We start from the raw sequence: 15,233 nt of genomic DNA on the forward strand, positions 1-15,233 counted from the left end.
ACGCCCTGACCGCGCGACAAGGTGACAGTTAGTCTCGGCTCAGGTCTTCGATCTGCCGTATCAGTTCAGACGGAACTTCGACCCCGCTTCGATGGCTTTCCAGCCGCGCCGCATGGCGACGGGCTGACGGTAGCCGGACCCCAGGCTGAGACGTCGCTTCATTGAAAAATGTTTCGCCGATCGTCCTCGCGTCGCGGCCGAAGGCGGCGGGATCGATAACGACATAAAGTTCCCCGCCTGGAGGCGGGCCGCCGTCGGTTATGCCCAATCCCGCGACTTCACGACTGGTCTTCTCGCGGATCAATGGGCCGGCGATCAATTCGACCATCATCGAAAGCGCTGAACCCTTGTAGCCTCCAAACGGCAAGAGCGCGCCGGCCAGGGCCTCTGCCGGATCCGTGGTCGGGCGGCCTTCCGCGTCGACACCCCAGCCCTCGGGGATGCGTTCGTTGGCCAGACGCTTCAATTCGACTTCGCCCCGTGCCGCGGCACTCGTCGCAAAATCGAAAATGAACGACCCGCCATCGGGGCGCGGCCATCCAAACCCGATGGGATTGGTTCCCATCAACCGGCTTCTTCCGCCATGTGGCGCGACGGCGCACTGGCCGACTACGAAGCACCAGGCCACGAGGCCGGCATCGACGATCGGTTCGAGATCAGCCCATAGAGCTGAAAAATGGTGCGTGTTCCCAAGGGCCATCGCAGCTATTCCCTGGCGCTTGGCAACCGCAATCAACTCCGAGCGGCCCGCTTCGGCGGCGAGCGGCGCAAATCCGCGATCGCCATTCACATAGAGGACGCTTGCGGCTTGATGCTGAACCGAGGGGGTGGCGTGCCCGTTCGCACGTCCGGAGCGCACTGCCGAAACATATCCCGGCACGCGGTAAAGCCCGTGCGACCTGCAATGGTCCGCTTCCGCTCTCGTGACAACCTGTGCCACCGCCCGGGCCTGTTCTGCGCTGAAGCGAGCACTGTTGAAGGCATGCAACGACAGTTCATGGATGTCGTTGAGCGACATGTTGATGGTGGTCACGATGTCTTCCTCGAGCCGTTGCCATCACGAAGCCTGACAAGAATACAGAAAAAATACAAGAAGTATTTATCGTGAGCCGCGCTTCTTGATGCGGCGAGCTGGTAACCCCCTCTCGAGCAAGCAGGTCAGGTAGCCAATTCGTCGCTGCCATACCCGCCGTACAAACGTGGGAAGTGTCGGGGCCAATGCGGATCCTGCTTCCGTCAAAGCAGGGAGCGGGAGGACGCATCCGCGCAAAATTCCAGTCCATTCGACGACGAACTGGCTGCTATCGATGGATTGTCAGGCCATCGATAGCAGCCAGAGCCTCCAAGTACTGGCGAGCAATATAGCGGGTGTCCAACAGGCACGAAGCCGGGGCTCGGCAATATCAACCTATCGGCTTGTTGCCGTGAGATCCTGGGCAGGCATGATGATAGTTGTTGGCAACTGCCGACGTTGCCATGCCAGCCTCCAAGCAGGCACCGATAAACGCATCCCGCGCGACCGCCGCCGGAACAGAGCGATTGAGCGCAGCGCGGCAGGTTATGACGGCCCGCTCATAGCCTTGTCCGTGACGTAGGGGCCATTCATGTTCCAGAAAATCTAGCGCGTCGTACACCGAGGCGAAAATGCGGTTTGATCCTGACTGCAAACGAACAGACAACGGTACGACCCAAGGTATCTCAGGAAGGCGCATTGTGTCCTCCTTCCGCAGGTTAACATAATGAAAATATTAATAAAATAATACAACGACGGATCGCGTCGTTCAACAACGATGGAGCCTTCGCCGCGATGGCGAGGATAGTCATTTCGTCGTATCGGGCATGCGAATGCGGTAGAGACCAGGCACCGCCAATAGGCCAAGCATCTCGATGCCACTCCTACCGTGGGTTCGCCTCCTCATCCCCGGGTATTAGCGCCACTCGTTTCCGATTGGCTCGCGAACGTACCGCTCTCGTCGCAGCAGCGCGGAGAGTTTGCGTCGACGGAGCAGGCGTTCTTCGTTCTATACTCTGCCGGGGCTGGGATCATGGGCCTGACGGTGGTCATCGCGCGCAATCCCGTCCATGGCGCACTGGCGCTGATGTTTGTTCGCCTGCTCACGGCGCATTTGGACGCCCGACACGTTTAGCCGGGGTCGTCGCCGCAGTCGTTCCGATAGCCGGAGTGCGCTCCCGGGTGAGGAACGGAAACCGGAAGCACCGTGATCGATTTTCATTCCGCAATGCGACGACGACACTGTACGCGAGCACGCTCAGGCGTCGATGCCCTTGAGAGAGTTGCCGAGGCTCACTGCGATACCGCTAGCGGACGCCGAGCGTAGTACAGCACTTGCGGCTTATTGAGCGATATTGGTCAGCAAGACCTTTCCTCATTCGCATGGGCAATTATTTCAGCACAGACGCAGCGAAACCGCACGGAGATTTCGATGTCCTTGTTCATTGTGCACCATCAGCACTCACCCGACAGCTGCCCCGCGCGTGATCCGGCCAAGGGAGCTCTGTTACTGAACCATTTGAGCCGGCCGAATGCCGCTCGCCACGGTGTTGTGATCAGGGCCGAAGCCGTCGCAAGGGGCTCACATTCACTGTTCTTCATTGCGGAGGCGGCGGATGAGGTCGTTCTCCAAGCGTTTTTGGCGCCATTCCGTGAAGTCGGGGAGGTCGAAGTGACCGCTGCGACGACTTGCGCCGCGGTCGTTTCGAGCGGCGGGTGCGATGCCAATATTGTTGAAGGTTCTGGTGCGTTGGTCGATACGGCAGATGCTTGCCAGGATGCAATCGAGGCTGGGCTTCTCATACATCGTGTCAATCCGCTGAACGGCGAGACCTCTGTGCCGGACCTCGCGGGTGGTGCCGTGATGCCCAACGGGCGGTTCTACTTACGCAACCATTTCGATATTCCGCGCCTTGACGACGACGGCTATCGGCTTTCGATTGGCGGGTTGGTCGAGAGGCCGTTGAGCCTGAGCATGACGGAGCTTCACAACCTCCATGCCGAAAGCCTCGTTGTGACGCTGGAATGCGCTGGCAATGGCCGCAGCTTGTTCGAACCGGCCGTGGCTGGCGAAGCCTGGGGTCTGGGGGCCGTCAGCACAGCCGAGTGGACAGGCGTTCCCTTGATGGAGGTGCTTGAGCGAGCTGGCCTTCAGCCCGGTGCGAAGGAGGTCACATTCCGCGGTGCGGACAGCGGGATCATCGACGAGCATGGCGCGCCCGTTCGTTTTGAACGTGGCCTCAGTATCGAGCAGATCCGCGAAGCCGACGCCCTCCTTGCCTACGAGATGAACGGCGAGCCGCTGCCCTTACCTCATGGCTACCCTTTGCGGCTGATCGTGCCGGGATGGTACGCGGTCGCATCCGTCAAGTGGCTGACCGAGATCATCGTAACCGACCAGCCCTGCGCGGCACACTATCAAATGGAGAAGTACTGGTACCATTGGGTGCGGGAAGGCCAAGACGAGTGCGCGCCGGTGAAGCTGATGAACGTGCGAGCGCTGATATCTTCGCCTGACCAGGGAGAAAACCTGCCGCGTGGCGAGACGGCGATCCGTGGTGTCGCTTGGTCGGGCGGCGGGAGTATATCCAAGGTCGATGTAAGCCTGAACGGTGGCCCGTGGCGCGAGGCGCGGCTCATTGGTGAACGGCGGCGGTCTGCCTGGCAATGGTGGGAGCTGATCACCAGACTTGAGCGGACCGGCCCGCTTACCGTGCGGGCGCGCGCCACCGACATGGCGGGCCGGAGCCAACCTGAACGCGCCGAGTGGAACCGTCAGGGCTACGGCAACAACTCGATCCACACGGTCGCGGCACAGGTAGTCTGAACGTTGCCGAGCAGTAGAGAGAAACGTCCGGCAAGGACGGGCCTCCTTCGATGGAGGCGGGCATGACAGTTCAGCCGCTTCCGGGCACAACGCTTTCATCGTCGTTGTCGGGCAGCGAACCGGTGCCCGGGGTTTTACTCTTGTCGGTGAGCCTGTCCTTGGCGTGAGGCCCGGCGGTCGGAAGATGCTCGCCGCCCGCAGGCTCCTTGCCCGTTTCCTCTATTGCCTCTTGGGCTTTCTTGTCCTTGCTCATTCGGGAACTCCTCAACTCGCACAGGAGCAATCCCCGACTGGTGAAATGGTTCCGTTCACTGCGTGTGGCGTTTTCCCGTGTGGTCGACGACGCTGCCGCTGGCGGTGTTCGGCAATGTGATGTCTGCGCAGTCGTTCTGGAGGAAACGGAACGGCTTCGCCTCGCTGAGGCAGCTTACAAACCCGCCCGGTCAAATGCTTCCAGCGGCAACCTTAACGAAGCAGCCGGAAACCCAAGGTGCAGTCATTCCGGCAATCCGGCCATGCGATAGCCTTCGATGAATCGCTGGACTATCTGCGGGTCGCGGGCGGGCTGCGCGGCAGCCCAGTGAGCGATGGTGAATTTGGGGGCCATCGCCATAAAAAGAGCTGCTTCACGCATCGCCTCATCTCTGCGTCCGAGTTGGGCAAGGCTCGCTGCCAGTATGCGGCGCGAGGGACTGCGATAGATCGCCTCCATGCGCAGAATCCTGACGGCCTCTTCATATTGGCAGGCCGCGTAATGGGCGAACCCAAGCTGCCAATAGTACCACCCGGGCGGATGCGGGTTCATTCGGAGCGCTCTTTGGGCCAGTTCGATTGCTTCCGATGCACGACCTGCGAACGCCACAAGCTCCGAACGGATGGCGAGCGCATCTGCATTGTTCGGTTCCAGTCTGAAGGTGGCAGCGAACGCGGCATCGGACTCGGGCCAGCGCTTTTCATAGGCAAGCAAGTATCCGATAAACCAATGACTGGCGGCGTCGTTCTCGTCCAATGCCACTGCCTTGCGGGCCAGCTCAAGGGCTCGTGTCCGGTTCGTTCCCGTGGGTTCGATGCCCTGAGCCCACAATTGCCAGTGAACAAAAGCCAGCCAACGAAAGGCTTCCGCATACCCGGAATCGATGGCAACGGCCCGGCTCAATACGATCTCGGCCTCTCGAAGCGCTTCCGGGGAACTGTTGAACGCGGAGATCAAGCTTCGCCCGCGCACGCAAAGATCATAGGCCTCGAGGCTCTTCGGGCGTTTCCGTGCGGGTGGTTGCGCAAAGCGTCCCACAAGGGCCTCGACGATCTTGTCCCCGACTTCGTCCTGAACGGCGAAGATGTCTTCGAGGTTTCGGTCGAAGCGTTCGGCCCAGAGGTGATCTCCGCCGGCAGCATCGATAAGCTGCACATTGATGCGCACACGTCCGCCGGCGCGGCGCGCACTGCCCTCCAGGATATAGCGAACGCCCAATTCACGCGCGACCGATCGAAGGTCAGGTGATTTTCCCTTGTAGGCAAAGGTCGAATGCCGAGCGATGACGAAGAGGCCGGGATTTCTTGAAAGGTCGGTGATGAGGTCTTCCGTCAATCCATCCGTAAACACATCCTGTTCGGGGTCGCCACTGAAGTTGGTGAAAGGCAGTACCGCGATTGACGGTTTCGCAGGCAGTGGCAGCGCGGATTGTCCCTCGCGGCAATTCGGGGCCGATTCCGAGCAGAGGCGGTAGACATGAACCGGTTCCGCGATGTTCTTCAGGGACGTTGGTCCGAGGTCGTCAAAGTTGAGGACGAGCTTGCGGTTGACCTGATCTCGTATCGCCGCCGACACATAGATGGCGCCCGGGTCAGCGAGGCCTTGTAGCCGTGCGGCGATGTTGACGCCGTCGCCATAAAGGTCGCTGCCGTCTATGACGACGTCGCCGAGATTAATGCCGATGCGCAAGACGATACGCCGTGCGGCGGGGAGGGAAGCGTTGGCATCTGCCATCTTCCGCTGCAATTCGATTGTTCCTGACAAGGCGTTGACCGCGCTTGCGAACTCGAGGAGGACTCCGTCGCCCATCACTTTGACAATGCGGCCGCCATGAGCCCTGACGAGAGGCTGAAGAATCGTCGCCCGGCGCTCTTTTAGTATTGCCAGCGTCCCGACCTCGTCCTCCTCCATCAAGCGCGAGTAACCAACGACGTCTGCGACGACGATTGCAGCAAGACGGCGCTGGATGCGTTCTTCGGCCATTTAAGCGGCGGGCCCTAACGGATTGCAATGCGCACGAGCTGAGACGTTTGCGTCCAACCCCCTCACATGGAAGCATACGCCTGCTGCAATCGCCGCGACAAGCGCATGCAGGAGGCGCCCGGGAGCCGGACACCGATCCAGTTGGTTTGTCGTCAGGGGGCGGGTCACGCAACTGTCACGCGCAGACTGTGCCAAATGCTGCTAATAAGTAGAATGCGATGCCGTTGTTAGAGTAGAAACATGCACCGATACCTGTTTCACGTTCACCTGCTTGGGCGGATTACCCGCGACTGCGTTGGATCTTTTCACGCCAACGACAGTCGTGCCGTGGCCTGTGGCAGGTCGTTTGCGGACAAGATCGCAGAAAACGACGGGCATCAAAGCGTGATCGTAACAGTTGAAAGAGCAGGTGGGCCCGTCCTCGCGCGTGTTACGGCAAGAAAGGGGATGCCTCCTTGGCAGTCCGCAAGCTCTCGGTTCGAACACGCCTGGAGGGAGCTTGCTGCCAAGATACCATCCAGCTTCCGGGCAAGGGTCGACTTTTGATTGGTGGGAAGTGAGGCTGAAACCTGCCTCTTGCGGCACGATCGAGGTGCCTTCAGCCTTCCATGTTACGTGATGAAAAGACCTCTCCCGTTCAATCTGGTAATCGGCGGCGCGCTGGGTGGCCTCTTCGTGGCGACTGTGAGCCTCGGTTCAGTCTGGCACCCTTCGATCCGCTGAAGATCGATTTTGCCAACAAGCTGCAGCCGCCCCGGCCGGGAATCTGTAGGCTTGCAACTGACCCTACGGGATGACTACCGCGTCATCCCGACAAGCTGCAGCTGCCCGCGTGCTTCAGCCGCGGGCTTTGGCGATGGCGTTCTTCAGCCCGTCTTCATCCAGAACGCCTGGAACGATCGCGGACCCGATGATGAAGGATGGCGTGCCGGCGAAATTGAAGGCGAGGGCCTGACTGTAGTTGCGGTCGAGCAGCCCGGAAATCTTGGCGTTGTGCGTGTTCACGGCCGCCGTTAGCTCTTTCATCGAAAGACCCGCGTCCGTCAGGGCCTTTTCGATATCGTCGTGCGAGAGCCTTGCCTTGGTTTTCATCAGAGCCTCCATCGCCGGCCGATATTTGCCGATCTGGGCGGCTCCAAGCACGGCCTGTGCGGCGAAGACGGAGGCTTCGCCCAAGATCGGCCAGTCCTTCAGTACCAGCCGCACGTTGCCGTCGGCCTTGACCACCTTTTCGACCGTCGGATGTACTTTCTTGCAGTAGGGGCACTGATAGTCGAAGAATTCGACGACGGTGACATCGCCCTTCGGATTGCCGAGGACGGGCGCGTCCTTGTCAAAGAACACCTCCTCCTTGGTCAATTGCTGGGCGAAGGATGATCTGCCTCCGACAAACACGGCGGCGGCGGTCGCGACCGTGGCGGTCAGAACGGTTCTGCGGGTGAGCATCAGATTTTTCCTTGTGCGAATGGATTGGGGCCGCGGGCGGCGATGGCGAGGATCATGCCGCGCAGGCAAACGGCGAAAGTCGGAAAGACCGGGGCTGTCATTCTGTCTGCTTCCTGTCCTCAGATGGAAAGGCGGCGAGCCGCTCGGCGATTGTCTCGCGGGAGATTTCGCCGAGATGGGTGGCGGCGAGCGTGCCATCCGGGTTGATGAAAAGCGTGGCTGGCAGGCCGATCGCGCCATAGTGCCGGGATAGGTCGGAAAAGGGGTCGACAAGGATGGTTTCCAGGTCGACGCCGGTTTGGCGCAGATAGGCTCCTATCACAGCACGGCTTTCGCCCTGGTTGGCGAAGAGAAAGTCGACCTCCGGATTGCTTGTGGCTATCTCAGCCATCATCGGCATTTCCCGCCGGCAGGGTGGGCACCAGCTTGCCCAGAGATTGAGAACCGCCGGGCGGCCCTTGCGGTCAGCGATGGCAAGGGTCTCGTCCCGTGCAAGCACGGCATAGGATGTGCCCGGGGCACGGGGTGCAGTCCCGCTATCGGTGAGGGTTGTAACGACGACCCAGACGAAGAAGCCGGCAGCGAGCGGCAGGATCGCCCAAGGTGTGGCTTTAGGTGCCTTTCGCCAGAGCAGCACGGCCGCGAGGAGAACGCCGAGGAGGCCGCCTGTCGGGGAAAAGCCGCCCTGCCAGATGGCGAGAACACGCAATGGCTCCTGCAGGAAGCTCTCGGCATGGACGAGCACATGCCCCGCCCGCGCGCCGGCAATTCCGAGAAGCGCCGCAGCTGTCGTAAAGGTTCCGAGCCGGTTGTCGACGCGGGCGGCAAGGAGGGAGCCGACCAGCATGAAGACGATCAGCCCGGCGATCACCGAAAATCGATCGCCGGAAAAGGCGAAGGGACCTATCGCGACGGCATTCATCGCGCGCCGCCCTTCGCAGTCCGTGCCGCGTCCGCAAGCGCGGCGGGTGTGATTTCGCCGACAAGGCGGGTCCCGGGCGCCTCCTGCTTGCTGCTGTCGAAGAAGATCATGGTTGGCGGGCCGACGACGGCCAGTGAACGCATCAGTGCGCCATTCTCCCCATCGAGGGTGCTGACATCGAGACTTGCCAACCGGACCCCTTCAAGACTGGCAGCGACATCGGGCGCCTTCAGAACGGATCGTTCGATCGTGCGGCAGGTGACGCACCAGTCCGCGGTGACATAGACGAGGGTGGCTTGCTTGTCGGCGGCTGCTGTATCGAGGAAGCTGGAGAGCCCGACGACAGGTCTGACCTTGGTGAAATCCGACTTCTGGATAGCGGCTTTCTGGCCAATTCCCGCCGCCCCCTTGAGCGGGCCGAGCGGGGTGAGCGGATCGCTGGCCCCAAGGCCGAAACCCACCAGTAGGAGACTGCCCCAAAGGAGGGAGAGGACGGCACCTGAGCCTGCCAGCACCCCATAGCCGCGCGTGCGCCTCAGCCCGTCGAAAGCGCCCGCGTAAATGCCGAAAGCGAGGGCCAGTACCGCCCAGGGCAGGAGGAGGAAGCGTTCCGGTATCAGCGGCGTCGCCAGCCAAATTGCCGTTCCCAGGAAGGCGAAGCCGAAGACGTGCCGCACATTCTCCATCCACGCGCCGGCGCGCGGCAGTGCCCTGCCGCCGATCGTCGCCGTGATGACCAGCGGGATGCCCTTGCCGATGCCGAGGGCAAAGAGGGCGAGTGCGCCGACCGCAACATCGCCCGTCCGGACAATGTAGAGAAGGGCGCCGGCAAGCGGCGCGGTCACGCAGGGGCCGATGAGGACGGCGGAAGAAAGGCCGAGCAGGGCGGCGGCGCCGACCGAGCCACCTTTTTTCGGGCCGCCGCTCAGGCCGTTGCCGACCGCTGCCGGCAGCTTGATTTGGAAGAGCCCGAAGCTGGAGAGCGCCAGGAGGACGAACAGTGCTGCGACCACGCCGATCGCGACGGGCGATTGCAGCACGATCTGCAGGCTTTGCCCGGACCACGCTGCCGCGATGCCGAGGAGACCGAAGGCGGAAGCGAGGGCCAACACGTAGGCGGATGCAAGCATGAAGCCGCGTCGCCGTCAGCCCTTCTCCCTCACGCGTGAGCATGGCCGCGACGATCGGGTACATCGGGAAGACGCAAGGGGTAAAGGCAAGCAGCAGGCCGAAACCGAGAAAGCCGGAAAGAAGCAGGGCAAGCCCGCCGCCGGTCATGAGCCGGTCGACGACCGTTGAGCCGCCGTCGCCGGCGATGGAGAAGCCACTGGCGCCCACTTCGGCCGTGCTGGCATCATTGGTCGGTGTAAAGGCAAAACCGCCGCCACCCGGCTTGCTGATGGTCATTGCGGCGGTATCGATCGTCCGGGTCGTCGGCGGATAGCACAGCCCTCCATCCTGGCAGCCCTGGTAGGTTAGGCGAATGGTCTTGGGCACGTCGGAAACGGAAGCCGCGGCCTCCTTGTAATAGACTTCGGTCGTGCCGAAGCCCGGATCGTCCTTGATCTTGCCAGGCTCCGTCTGAAGAACCAGCGGCCGATCGTCACCACTCACTGCTGAAAGATAATCCCTGTAGAGATAGTAGCCGTCAGCAATCTTCCAGGTGATCGTCAGCCGGCCGTCATCTTTCCTCACGACCATGGGCTCGAAGGCTTCATCCATCGGCAGGGGCGCTTCGAGTGCGCGAGCCGGCAGGATTGCAGCAATCAAAACCCACATGAGTGCCAGAAGGCCTGCTTTCCGCATCGTGGTTGTGTCCTCGTCTTCCATCGTCGGCGGAGCGATCACGCCGCAGCCTTAAGGCAGCCTTAAGATGATTGGCCGGCGGAGGATGCAGCAAAGGCCCGCGGAATCTGGTGCGTATTCGGATGGCCGAAGAGGAAGTGATGCAGGCGACGTTCCATGCCGCCGAAGATTGTCGCTGGAATGGAACGGCAGTCGGGCGACAATCTAAAGAACGCTTTTCTGAATGAGGAAGACCCGACCGCGTCACGGGACGACATCGTCGACATTGCGGTCATTGGCGCGGCCGGGCCGGTAACGGGAGGGGAGGGAAGTGTGGCGCTTCCTCCATTGCGGACAGAAGTGTTGCACGCATCTCGAGGGCAACCTCTTTCAAAACCGAAGTGAATTTTTCGGCGGCCGTTGACCCCGCCTTGCGCGTCGGGCGCCATACGGCGAGCGAATAGGGTACGCCAACGCTGAATCGCCTTAAGACCACGCCCTTGCCCACATAGTTCGCGGCTGTCAACGGATTGATGATCGACACGCCCACCCCGGCTGAAACCATCGAGCACACGCTTGCTGCCGTCGTCGTTTCGACGGCATAGCTTCGCGATACGCCAGCGGCGAAGAAGATGTCGTCCAGCTTTCTTCGGTACGGATCATCCTGCGAGAAATAAACGAACGGCGCATCTTCGAAATCGGTCGGTTCGAGAATTCTCTTGGCTGAAAGGGAGTGTCCGACGGGCAGAACGCAAACCAGGTCTCCGACATTGATGCGTTGCGAGACAACCCCCTGATATTCGAATCGTCCCTCTGTGACCCCCAAGTCGAACACGGTCGTCGCCATTTCGTGTTGCAGCGACAATTCCTCCAGGGAATGCAGAGAAAGATGAACGGCCGGGCGTAGCTTCAACAGCCGCTGTGCCACGCGCGGGATGATGGCCTCGGCATAGGCGGGGATCGTTGCGACCCGGCAGTTTGCGGCATTGTGCATCCGGATCGCCGACGCGGCCCGGCCGATTTCCTCCATGCCAACGAAGGCACGGCGTACAACCTCGTGCAAGAGCAGCGCCTGATTTGTCGGCGTCAGGCGCTTTCCGAAGCGAAGGAACAGCTCGAAACCGATCCGCTGCTCCATTTCGCGTAGCTCGCGACTGATCGTTGGCTGCGATGTTCCCAACGCCGCTGCAGCCGCGATCATGCTCTTGTTGATCATGATGGCGTTGAAAATTTCTAGTTGTCGTTGATTGAGCCGCATCGTCCAGTCTCGCTCATTTCCATTCGAAAGAGCCACATAATACGGGCCGAAAATGCCGCCCAGCTTCTATATCAAATCTGAATAAGACAGCCGAAGCAATTATTTCCCTCTCATCACAAGCTCTGAAATCATCGCGCTAAACGTGCAATGCTAATATTCGTGATGGGCAAATGACATGCGTGCAGAAGCGATGAACCGTCAGGGCGGTAACCGGAAGTGGCTCGGCTATCGGGCAGGCAGCCTGCATGTCGAGGATGTCTGTCTGAGCGCGGTCGCGCATGCGGTGCCGACGCCCTTTTATTGCTACTCCGCGAATGCCATCCGCTCGACCTACGCGCAGCTTGCAGCCGCCGTCCACCCTATCGGGGCTTCCATCTGCTTTGCGGTCAAGGCAAACAGCAACATCTCGGTGCTGCGCCTGCTGTCCGACCTCGGTTGCGGCATGGACATTGTCTCCGGTGGCGAGCTGGAGCGCGCGCTGGCCGCAGGGGTGCCGGCATCGAAGATCATCTTCTCCGGTGTCGGCAAGACCCGTGCTGAAATCGCCCGTGCCATCGAGGTGGGTATCCATCAGATTAACGTGGAGTCGCCTGCCGAAATCACGGCCGTCGCCGAGGTGGCACGTTCCCTCGGTAAGCGCGCACCCGTCGCGATCCGCGTCAATCCCGATATCGATGCCAAGACACACGCAAAGATCACGACAGCCACGAAAGAGAGCAAGTTCGGCATCGCGATCGGTGATGTGGCGAACATCTACGCCGAAGCTGCCGCACGGCCCGAGCTGGAACTGGTTGGCGTCGCCGTTCACATCGGATCGCAGATCCAGGATATGACGCCGTTTCGCAAAGCCTTTGCGACGATGGCTGACCTTGTAACGTCGATGCGCGACCAAGGCCTGGCTGTCCCGCGCCTCGATCTCGGCGGCGGCATCGGTATCGCTGACGATGGAAAAGCTGGTCCGGACATCGCCGAGTATGCCGCGATCATCCATGAGACCGTCGGCAATCTCGGCTGCAAGGTGACTGTCGAGCCGGGCCGCTGGCTGGTTGGGCGGGCGGGGTTGCTCGTCACTGAGCTGCTTTATCTGAAAGACATGGCGAACGGCCCCATGGGAATTCTCGATGCCGGGATGAACGATCTGATGCGCCCGGCGCTCTACGACGCACACCACCCCATCCTCCCCCTTCGCGCGCCGCAAGCAGGTGAACAGGCTCCCGCCTACAGCCTCGTCGGCCCGATCTGCGAGAGCACCGACAAGTTCGGATCCTATGAAGGGCTTGGCACGCTCAACGCGGGCGATCTGCTCGCCTTTGACTGTGCGGGAGCCTATGGCGCTTCGATGGCATCGACATACAACTCCCGCGATCTCGTCGCGGAGGTCCTTGTCGAAGGAAATCGCTTCAGAACGGTCCGCCATAGGCAGGATATCGACGAGATGCTGAAGCTTGAGCAAGCGGGGGCATGGCAGGTTGCTGGCCCATCGGCGGGCGCGCACGAGCCGACGATGGCCCGCAGTACAGGCTGAACCGGACACTGGTCCGACAATGAGACCGCCGGGAAAGGACGCCGCGATTGTCGTGGCCGCCGACCCGGATGGGGAACTAATAAGAAGGGAACGAAAATGCTCAATAGGGTCAAATTTCTGATGGCAACGGGGCTTGTGACGCTTGCCCTGACCTCCAGCGGCCTAGCGGCCGACCACGTACTTCGGATCGCCTACCAGGAGGATCCGAAGACTGTCGACGTTCAGATGACGCAGGATTTCTATACGCTGCCTCTCAACGTCTACGATCGCCTCGTGGAAGCAGAGACAAGCGGCCCCGGTCAGACACAACTGGTGCCCGGCCTCGCCGAGCGTTGGGAAGTCTCCGAAGACGGCAAGACGTACACATTCCATCTTCGCCAGGGCGTGCTTTTCCACAATGGCGAGGAACTGACGGCAGACGACGTGGTCTATACCTTCGGGCGCATGCTTGATCCCAAGACCAAGGCCCTCAGCACCGACATCCTCAACTTCGTCGATGGCGCCGCGGAACGTTTGGAAGGCACCGCTACCTCGGTTCCCGGATTGCAGGCGGTGGACAAGTACACTGTCAAGATCGTCCTGAAGGAACCCTACGCAGCCTTTATCGCGCTGCTCGCCAGCCCGGGCGCCTCGATCTACAACCGGAAATTCACCGAGCCGCTCGGCGATCAATATGGACTGACACCTGAGACGACCAACGGCACCGGCCCCTTCATCCTGAAGGAATACAACCTCAACGACAACCAGATCCTCGAGGCCAACGAAAAGTATTTCAAGGGCCGTCCGAAGCTCGACGAAATCATCATCCGGGTCGTTGCGGACCCGGAAACGCTGCGCCTCCTGTTTGAATCGGGTGAGCTGGATGTTTTCGACATCGATTATGCGCCAACGCAGCTCCCCTACTTTATCGGGAGCGATCAGTGGAAAGACCAGGTTCGGTCAGGCCCTCGCGTCGGCATGTACTACTACCACATCAACCAGGCACTGAAGCCCTTCGACGACGTTCGCGTCCGCAAGGCGTTCCAGATGGCGATCAATCGCGATGAAATTCTCCAGAAGAATTTCTACGGCAAGGGTGCGATCGAGAACGGCGTCATCCCGCGCGGCATCAGCTGCTACACCGCTGCCACACCGATCGAATACAACCCGGCAAAAGCCAAGCAGCTTCTGGCAGAGGCGGGCTACCCCAATGGTGTGGACATCAACCTCACACAGGTCAGCAGCTGGTCCTCGAAATGGTCGGACATGAACCAGATCATTCAGGCCCAGATCAAGGAGGCCGGGTTCAACGCGCAGATCAAGACGATGGACGAGTCGGCCTACTTCGCCAGCCGCAAGGCTGGCACGGTCGACAACTACACGCAGAACTGGTCCGCTGACTTCAACGATCCGGACAACTTCTTCTACACGTTCTTCAGCAAGAGCGGCACGGCAGTTCGTGGTTACAACAACAACGACGAGGAGGTCTTTGCAGCACTCGACAAGGCCCGCTCGATGACCAATGCCGAGGAGCGTTGCGCGCTCTATCAGAAGATGACCGACCGGATCGTGCAGGAAGATGCCGCCTGGGTACCGATGTTCAGCCTCGACCACGCCTATGTGGTCCAGCCGCGGGTGAAGAACTTCGTGGTGCCGTGGAACGGTTGGAGCGATATGAGCTACTACAAGATGGAAGTCGAATAAGACGTTTTTGCTGGCGGGCGTTGGTAACCCAACGCCCGCACACTCGTTTCCCCTTCTTGTAGGACCAACCTCCCTGCGCCTGCGGTGCGGCGAGGCTGAGTGAAAGATTTCTTTCGATGCTGACCTTCGTGATAAAGCGTATCGCGATCTCGATCCCTGTTCTGATCGGCATCACGGCGCTGCTTTTCATCATGCTCAACGTGATTCCCGGCGACCCCATCGCGCTCTTGATGAAGGAGCATGCGAGCGCAGACGTTATCGCGCGCGTCCGGGCCCAGATGCACCTCGATGATCCGCTCCTCACGCGGTATTTCCGGTTCCTCTTTGCTGCCCTCCAGGGCGATCTCGGTGTTTCGATCAAACTCAATCGAGACGTGACGACGCTGATCCTGAACGCCTTCCCTAACACCCTCATTCTCACCATCTGCGCGGCGCTCGTTTCGTGGGTGATCGGTATCCCCGTGGGTGTTTTGTCGGCGGTGCGGCGCGATTCCCTCGTCGACCACCTCTTCATGGGCTTTTCGCTGGTTGGTGTATCG

At 60.7% G+C, this 15,233-nt stretch carries 13 protein-coding genes and 2 pseudogenes; 6 read left to right on the plus strand and 9 right to left on the minus strand.

The genetic code is table 11. The annotated features are described in order from the left end of the window. Nucleotides 1-28: 28 nt before the first annotated feature. Both I8N66_RS21810 and I8N66_RS21815 read right to left on the minus strand, forming a co-directional pair. A complete protein-coding gene (locus I8N66_RS21810; RefSeq protein WP_291157540.1) occupies nt 29-1,033 on the minus strand; it encodes an Ldh family oxidoreductase in 1,005 nt (334 codons plus the stop codon). A gap of 370 nt (nt 1,034-1,403) precedes the next feature. Further along, nucleotides 1,404-1,712 carry a DUF982 domain-containing protein gene (locus tag I8N66_RS21815; protein WP_291157542.1) on the minus strand — a complete coding sequence of 103 codons (309 nt, stop codon included), beginning with the start codon at nt 1,710-1,712 and terminating at the stop codon, nt 1,404-1,406. 291 nt (nt 1,713-2,003) lie between these two features. Between I8N66_RS21815 and I8N66_RS21820 the strand changes: the two are divergent. Continuing rightward, nucleotides 2,004-2,102, plus strand: a pseudogene (locus tag I8N66_RS21820) (NADH-quinone oxidoreductase subunit J); the annotation flags it as partial. 342 nt (nt 2,103-2,444) lie between these two features. Further along, a complete protein-coding gene (locus I8N66_RS21825) occupies nt 2,445-3,839 on the plus strand; it encodes a sulfite oxidase (RefSeq protein ID WP_291157544.1) in 1,395 nt (464 codons plus the stop codon). Nucleotides 3,840-3,909: 70 nt separating this feature from the next. Here I8N66_RS21825 and I8N66_RS21830 read toward each other — a convergent pair whose 3' ends face one another. The 5 genes from I8N66_RS21830 to I8N66_RS21850 form a co-directional block, all read right to left on the minus strand. Beyond that, nucleotides 3,910-4,092 carry a hypothetical protein gene (locus tag I8N66_RS21830; protein ID WP_113537318.1) on the minus strand — a complete coding sequence of 61 codons (183 nt, stop codon included), beginning with the start codon at nt 4,090-4,092 and terminating at the stop codon, nt 3,910-3,912. A 243-nt stretch (nt 4,093-4,335) separates the two neighbouring features. Then, entirely contained in the window at nt 4,336-6,075 is a 1,740-nt protein-coding gene (locus I8N66_RS21835; RefSeq protein WP_291157547.1) for an adenylate/guanylate cyclase domain-containing protein, read from the minus strand. Between the two features lie 837 nt (nt 6,076-6,912). Then, complete coding sequence (locus I8N66_RS21840; protein ID WP_291157549.1) at nt 6,913-7,521, minus strand: DsbA family protein; 609 nt, start codon at nt 7,519-7,521, stop codon at nt 6,913-6,915. A 97-nt stretch (nt 7,522-7,618) separates the two neighbouring features. Then, a complete protein-coding gene (locus I8N66_RS21845; protein WP_291157551.1) occupies nt 7,619-8,443 on the minus strand; it encodes a TlpA disulfide reductase family protein in 825 nt (274 codons plus the stop codon). Beyond that, nucleotides 8,440-9,573 (minus strand): thioredoxin family protein, encoded by a 1,134-nt coding sequence (locus I8N66_RS21850; protein ID WP_291157553.1) that lies wholly within the window; start codon nt 9,571-9,573, stop codon nt 8,440-8,442. Before I8N66_RS21850 ends, I8N66_RS21845 begins: the two co-directional genes overlap by 4 nt. On the opposite strand from I8N66_RS21850, the gene I8N66_RS21855 reads away from it, so the two are divergent. Continuing rightward, nucleotides 9,572-9,742 carry a hypothetical protein gene (locus I8N66_RS21855; RefSeq protein ID WP_291157555.1) on the plus strand — a complete coding sequence of 57 codons (171 nt, stop codon included), beginning with the start codon at nt 9,572-9,574 and terminating at the stop codon, nt 9,740-9,742. The genes I8N66_RS21850 and I8N66_RS21855 overlap by 2 nt on opposite strands. 174 nt (nt 9,743-9,916) lie before the next feature. Here the strand turns inward: I8N66_RS21855 and I8N66_RS37580 are convergent. Further along, a pseudogene (locus I8N66_RS37580) lies at nt 9,917-10,273 on the minus strand (protein-disulfide reductase DsbD domain-containing protein); the annotation flags it as partial. Nucleotides 10,274-10,520: 247 nt separating this feature from the next. After that, nucleotides 10,521-11,486, minus strand: coding sequence for a LysR family transcriptional regulator (locus tag I8N66_RS21865; RefSeq protein ID WP_291157557.1), 966 nt, complete (start codon nt 11,484-11,486; stop codon nt 10,521-10,523). A gap of 175 nt (nt 11,487-11,661) precedes the next feature. Between I8N66_RS21865 and lysA the strand changes: the two genes are divergently transcribed. From lysA to I8N66_RS21880, 3 genes are all read left to right on the plus strand, one after another. After that, a complete protein-coding gene (gene lysA / locus I8N66_RS21870) occupies nt 11,662-13,011 on the plus strand; it encodes a diaminopimelate decarboxylase (RefSeq protein WP_113537312.1) in 1,350 nt (449 codons plus the stop codon). Nucleotides 13,012-13,107: 96 nt separating this feature from the next. Then, nucleotides 13,108-14,694, plus strand: a complete 1,587-nt coding sequence (locus I8N66_RS21875; protein ID WP_113537311.1) for an ABC transporter substrate-binding protein — start codon at nt 13,108-13,110, stop codon at nt 14,692-14,694. A gap of 116 nt (nt 14,695-14,810) precedes the next feature. Further along, nucleotides 14,811-15,233, plus strand: a 423-nt coding sequence (locus I8N66_RS21880) for an ABC transporter permease (RefSeq protein WP_291157560.1), incomplete at its 3' end; no start/stop codon positions are given.

This window comes from Ensifer sp. SSB1, assembly GCF_016652895.1.
Lineage (GTDB): Bacteria > Pseudomonadota > Alphaproteobacteria > Rhizobiales > Rhizobiaceae > Ensifer.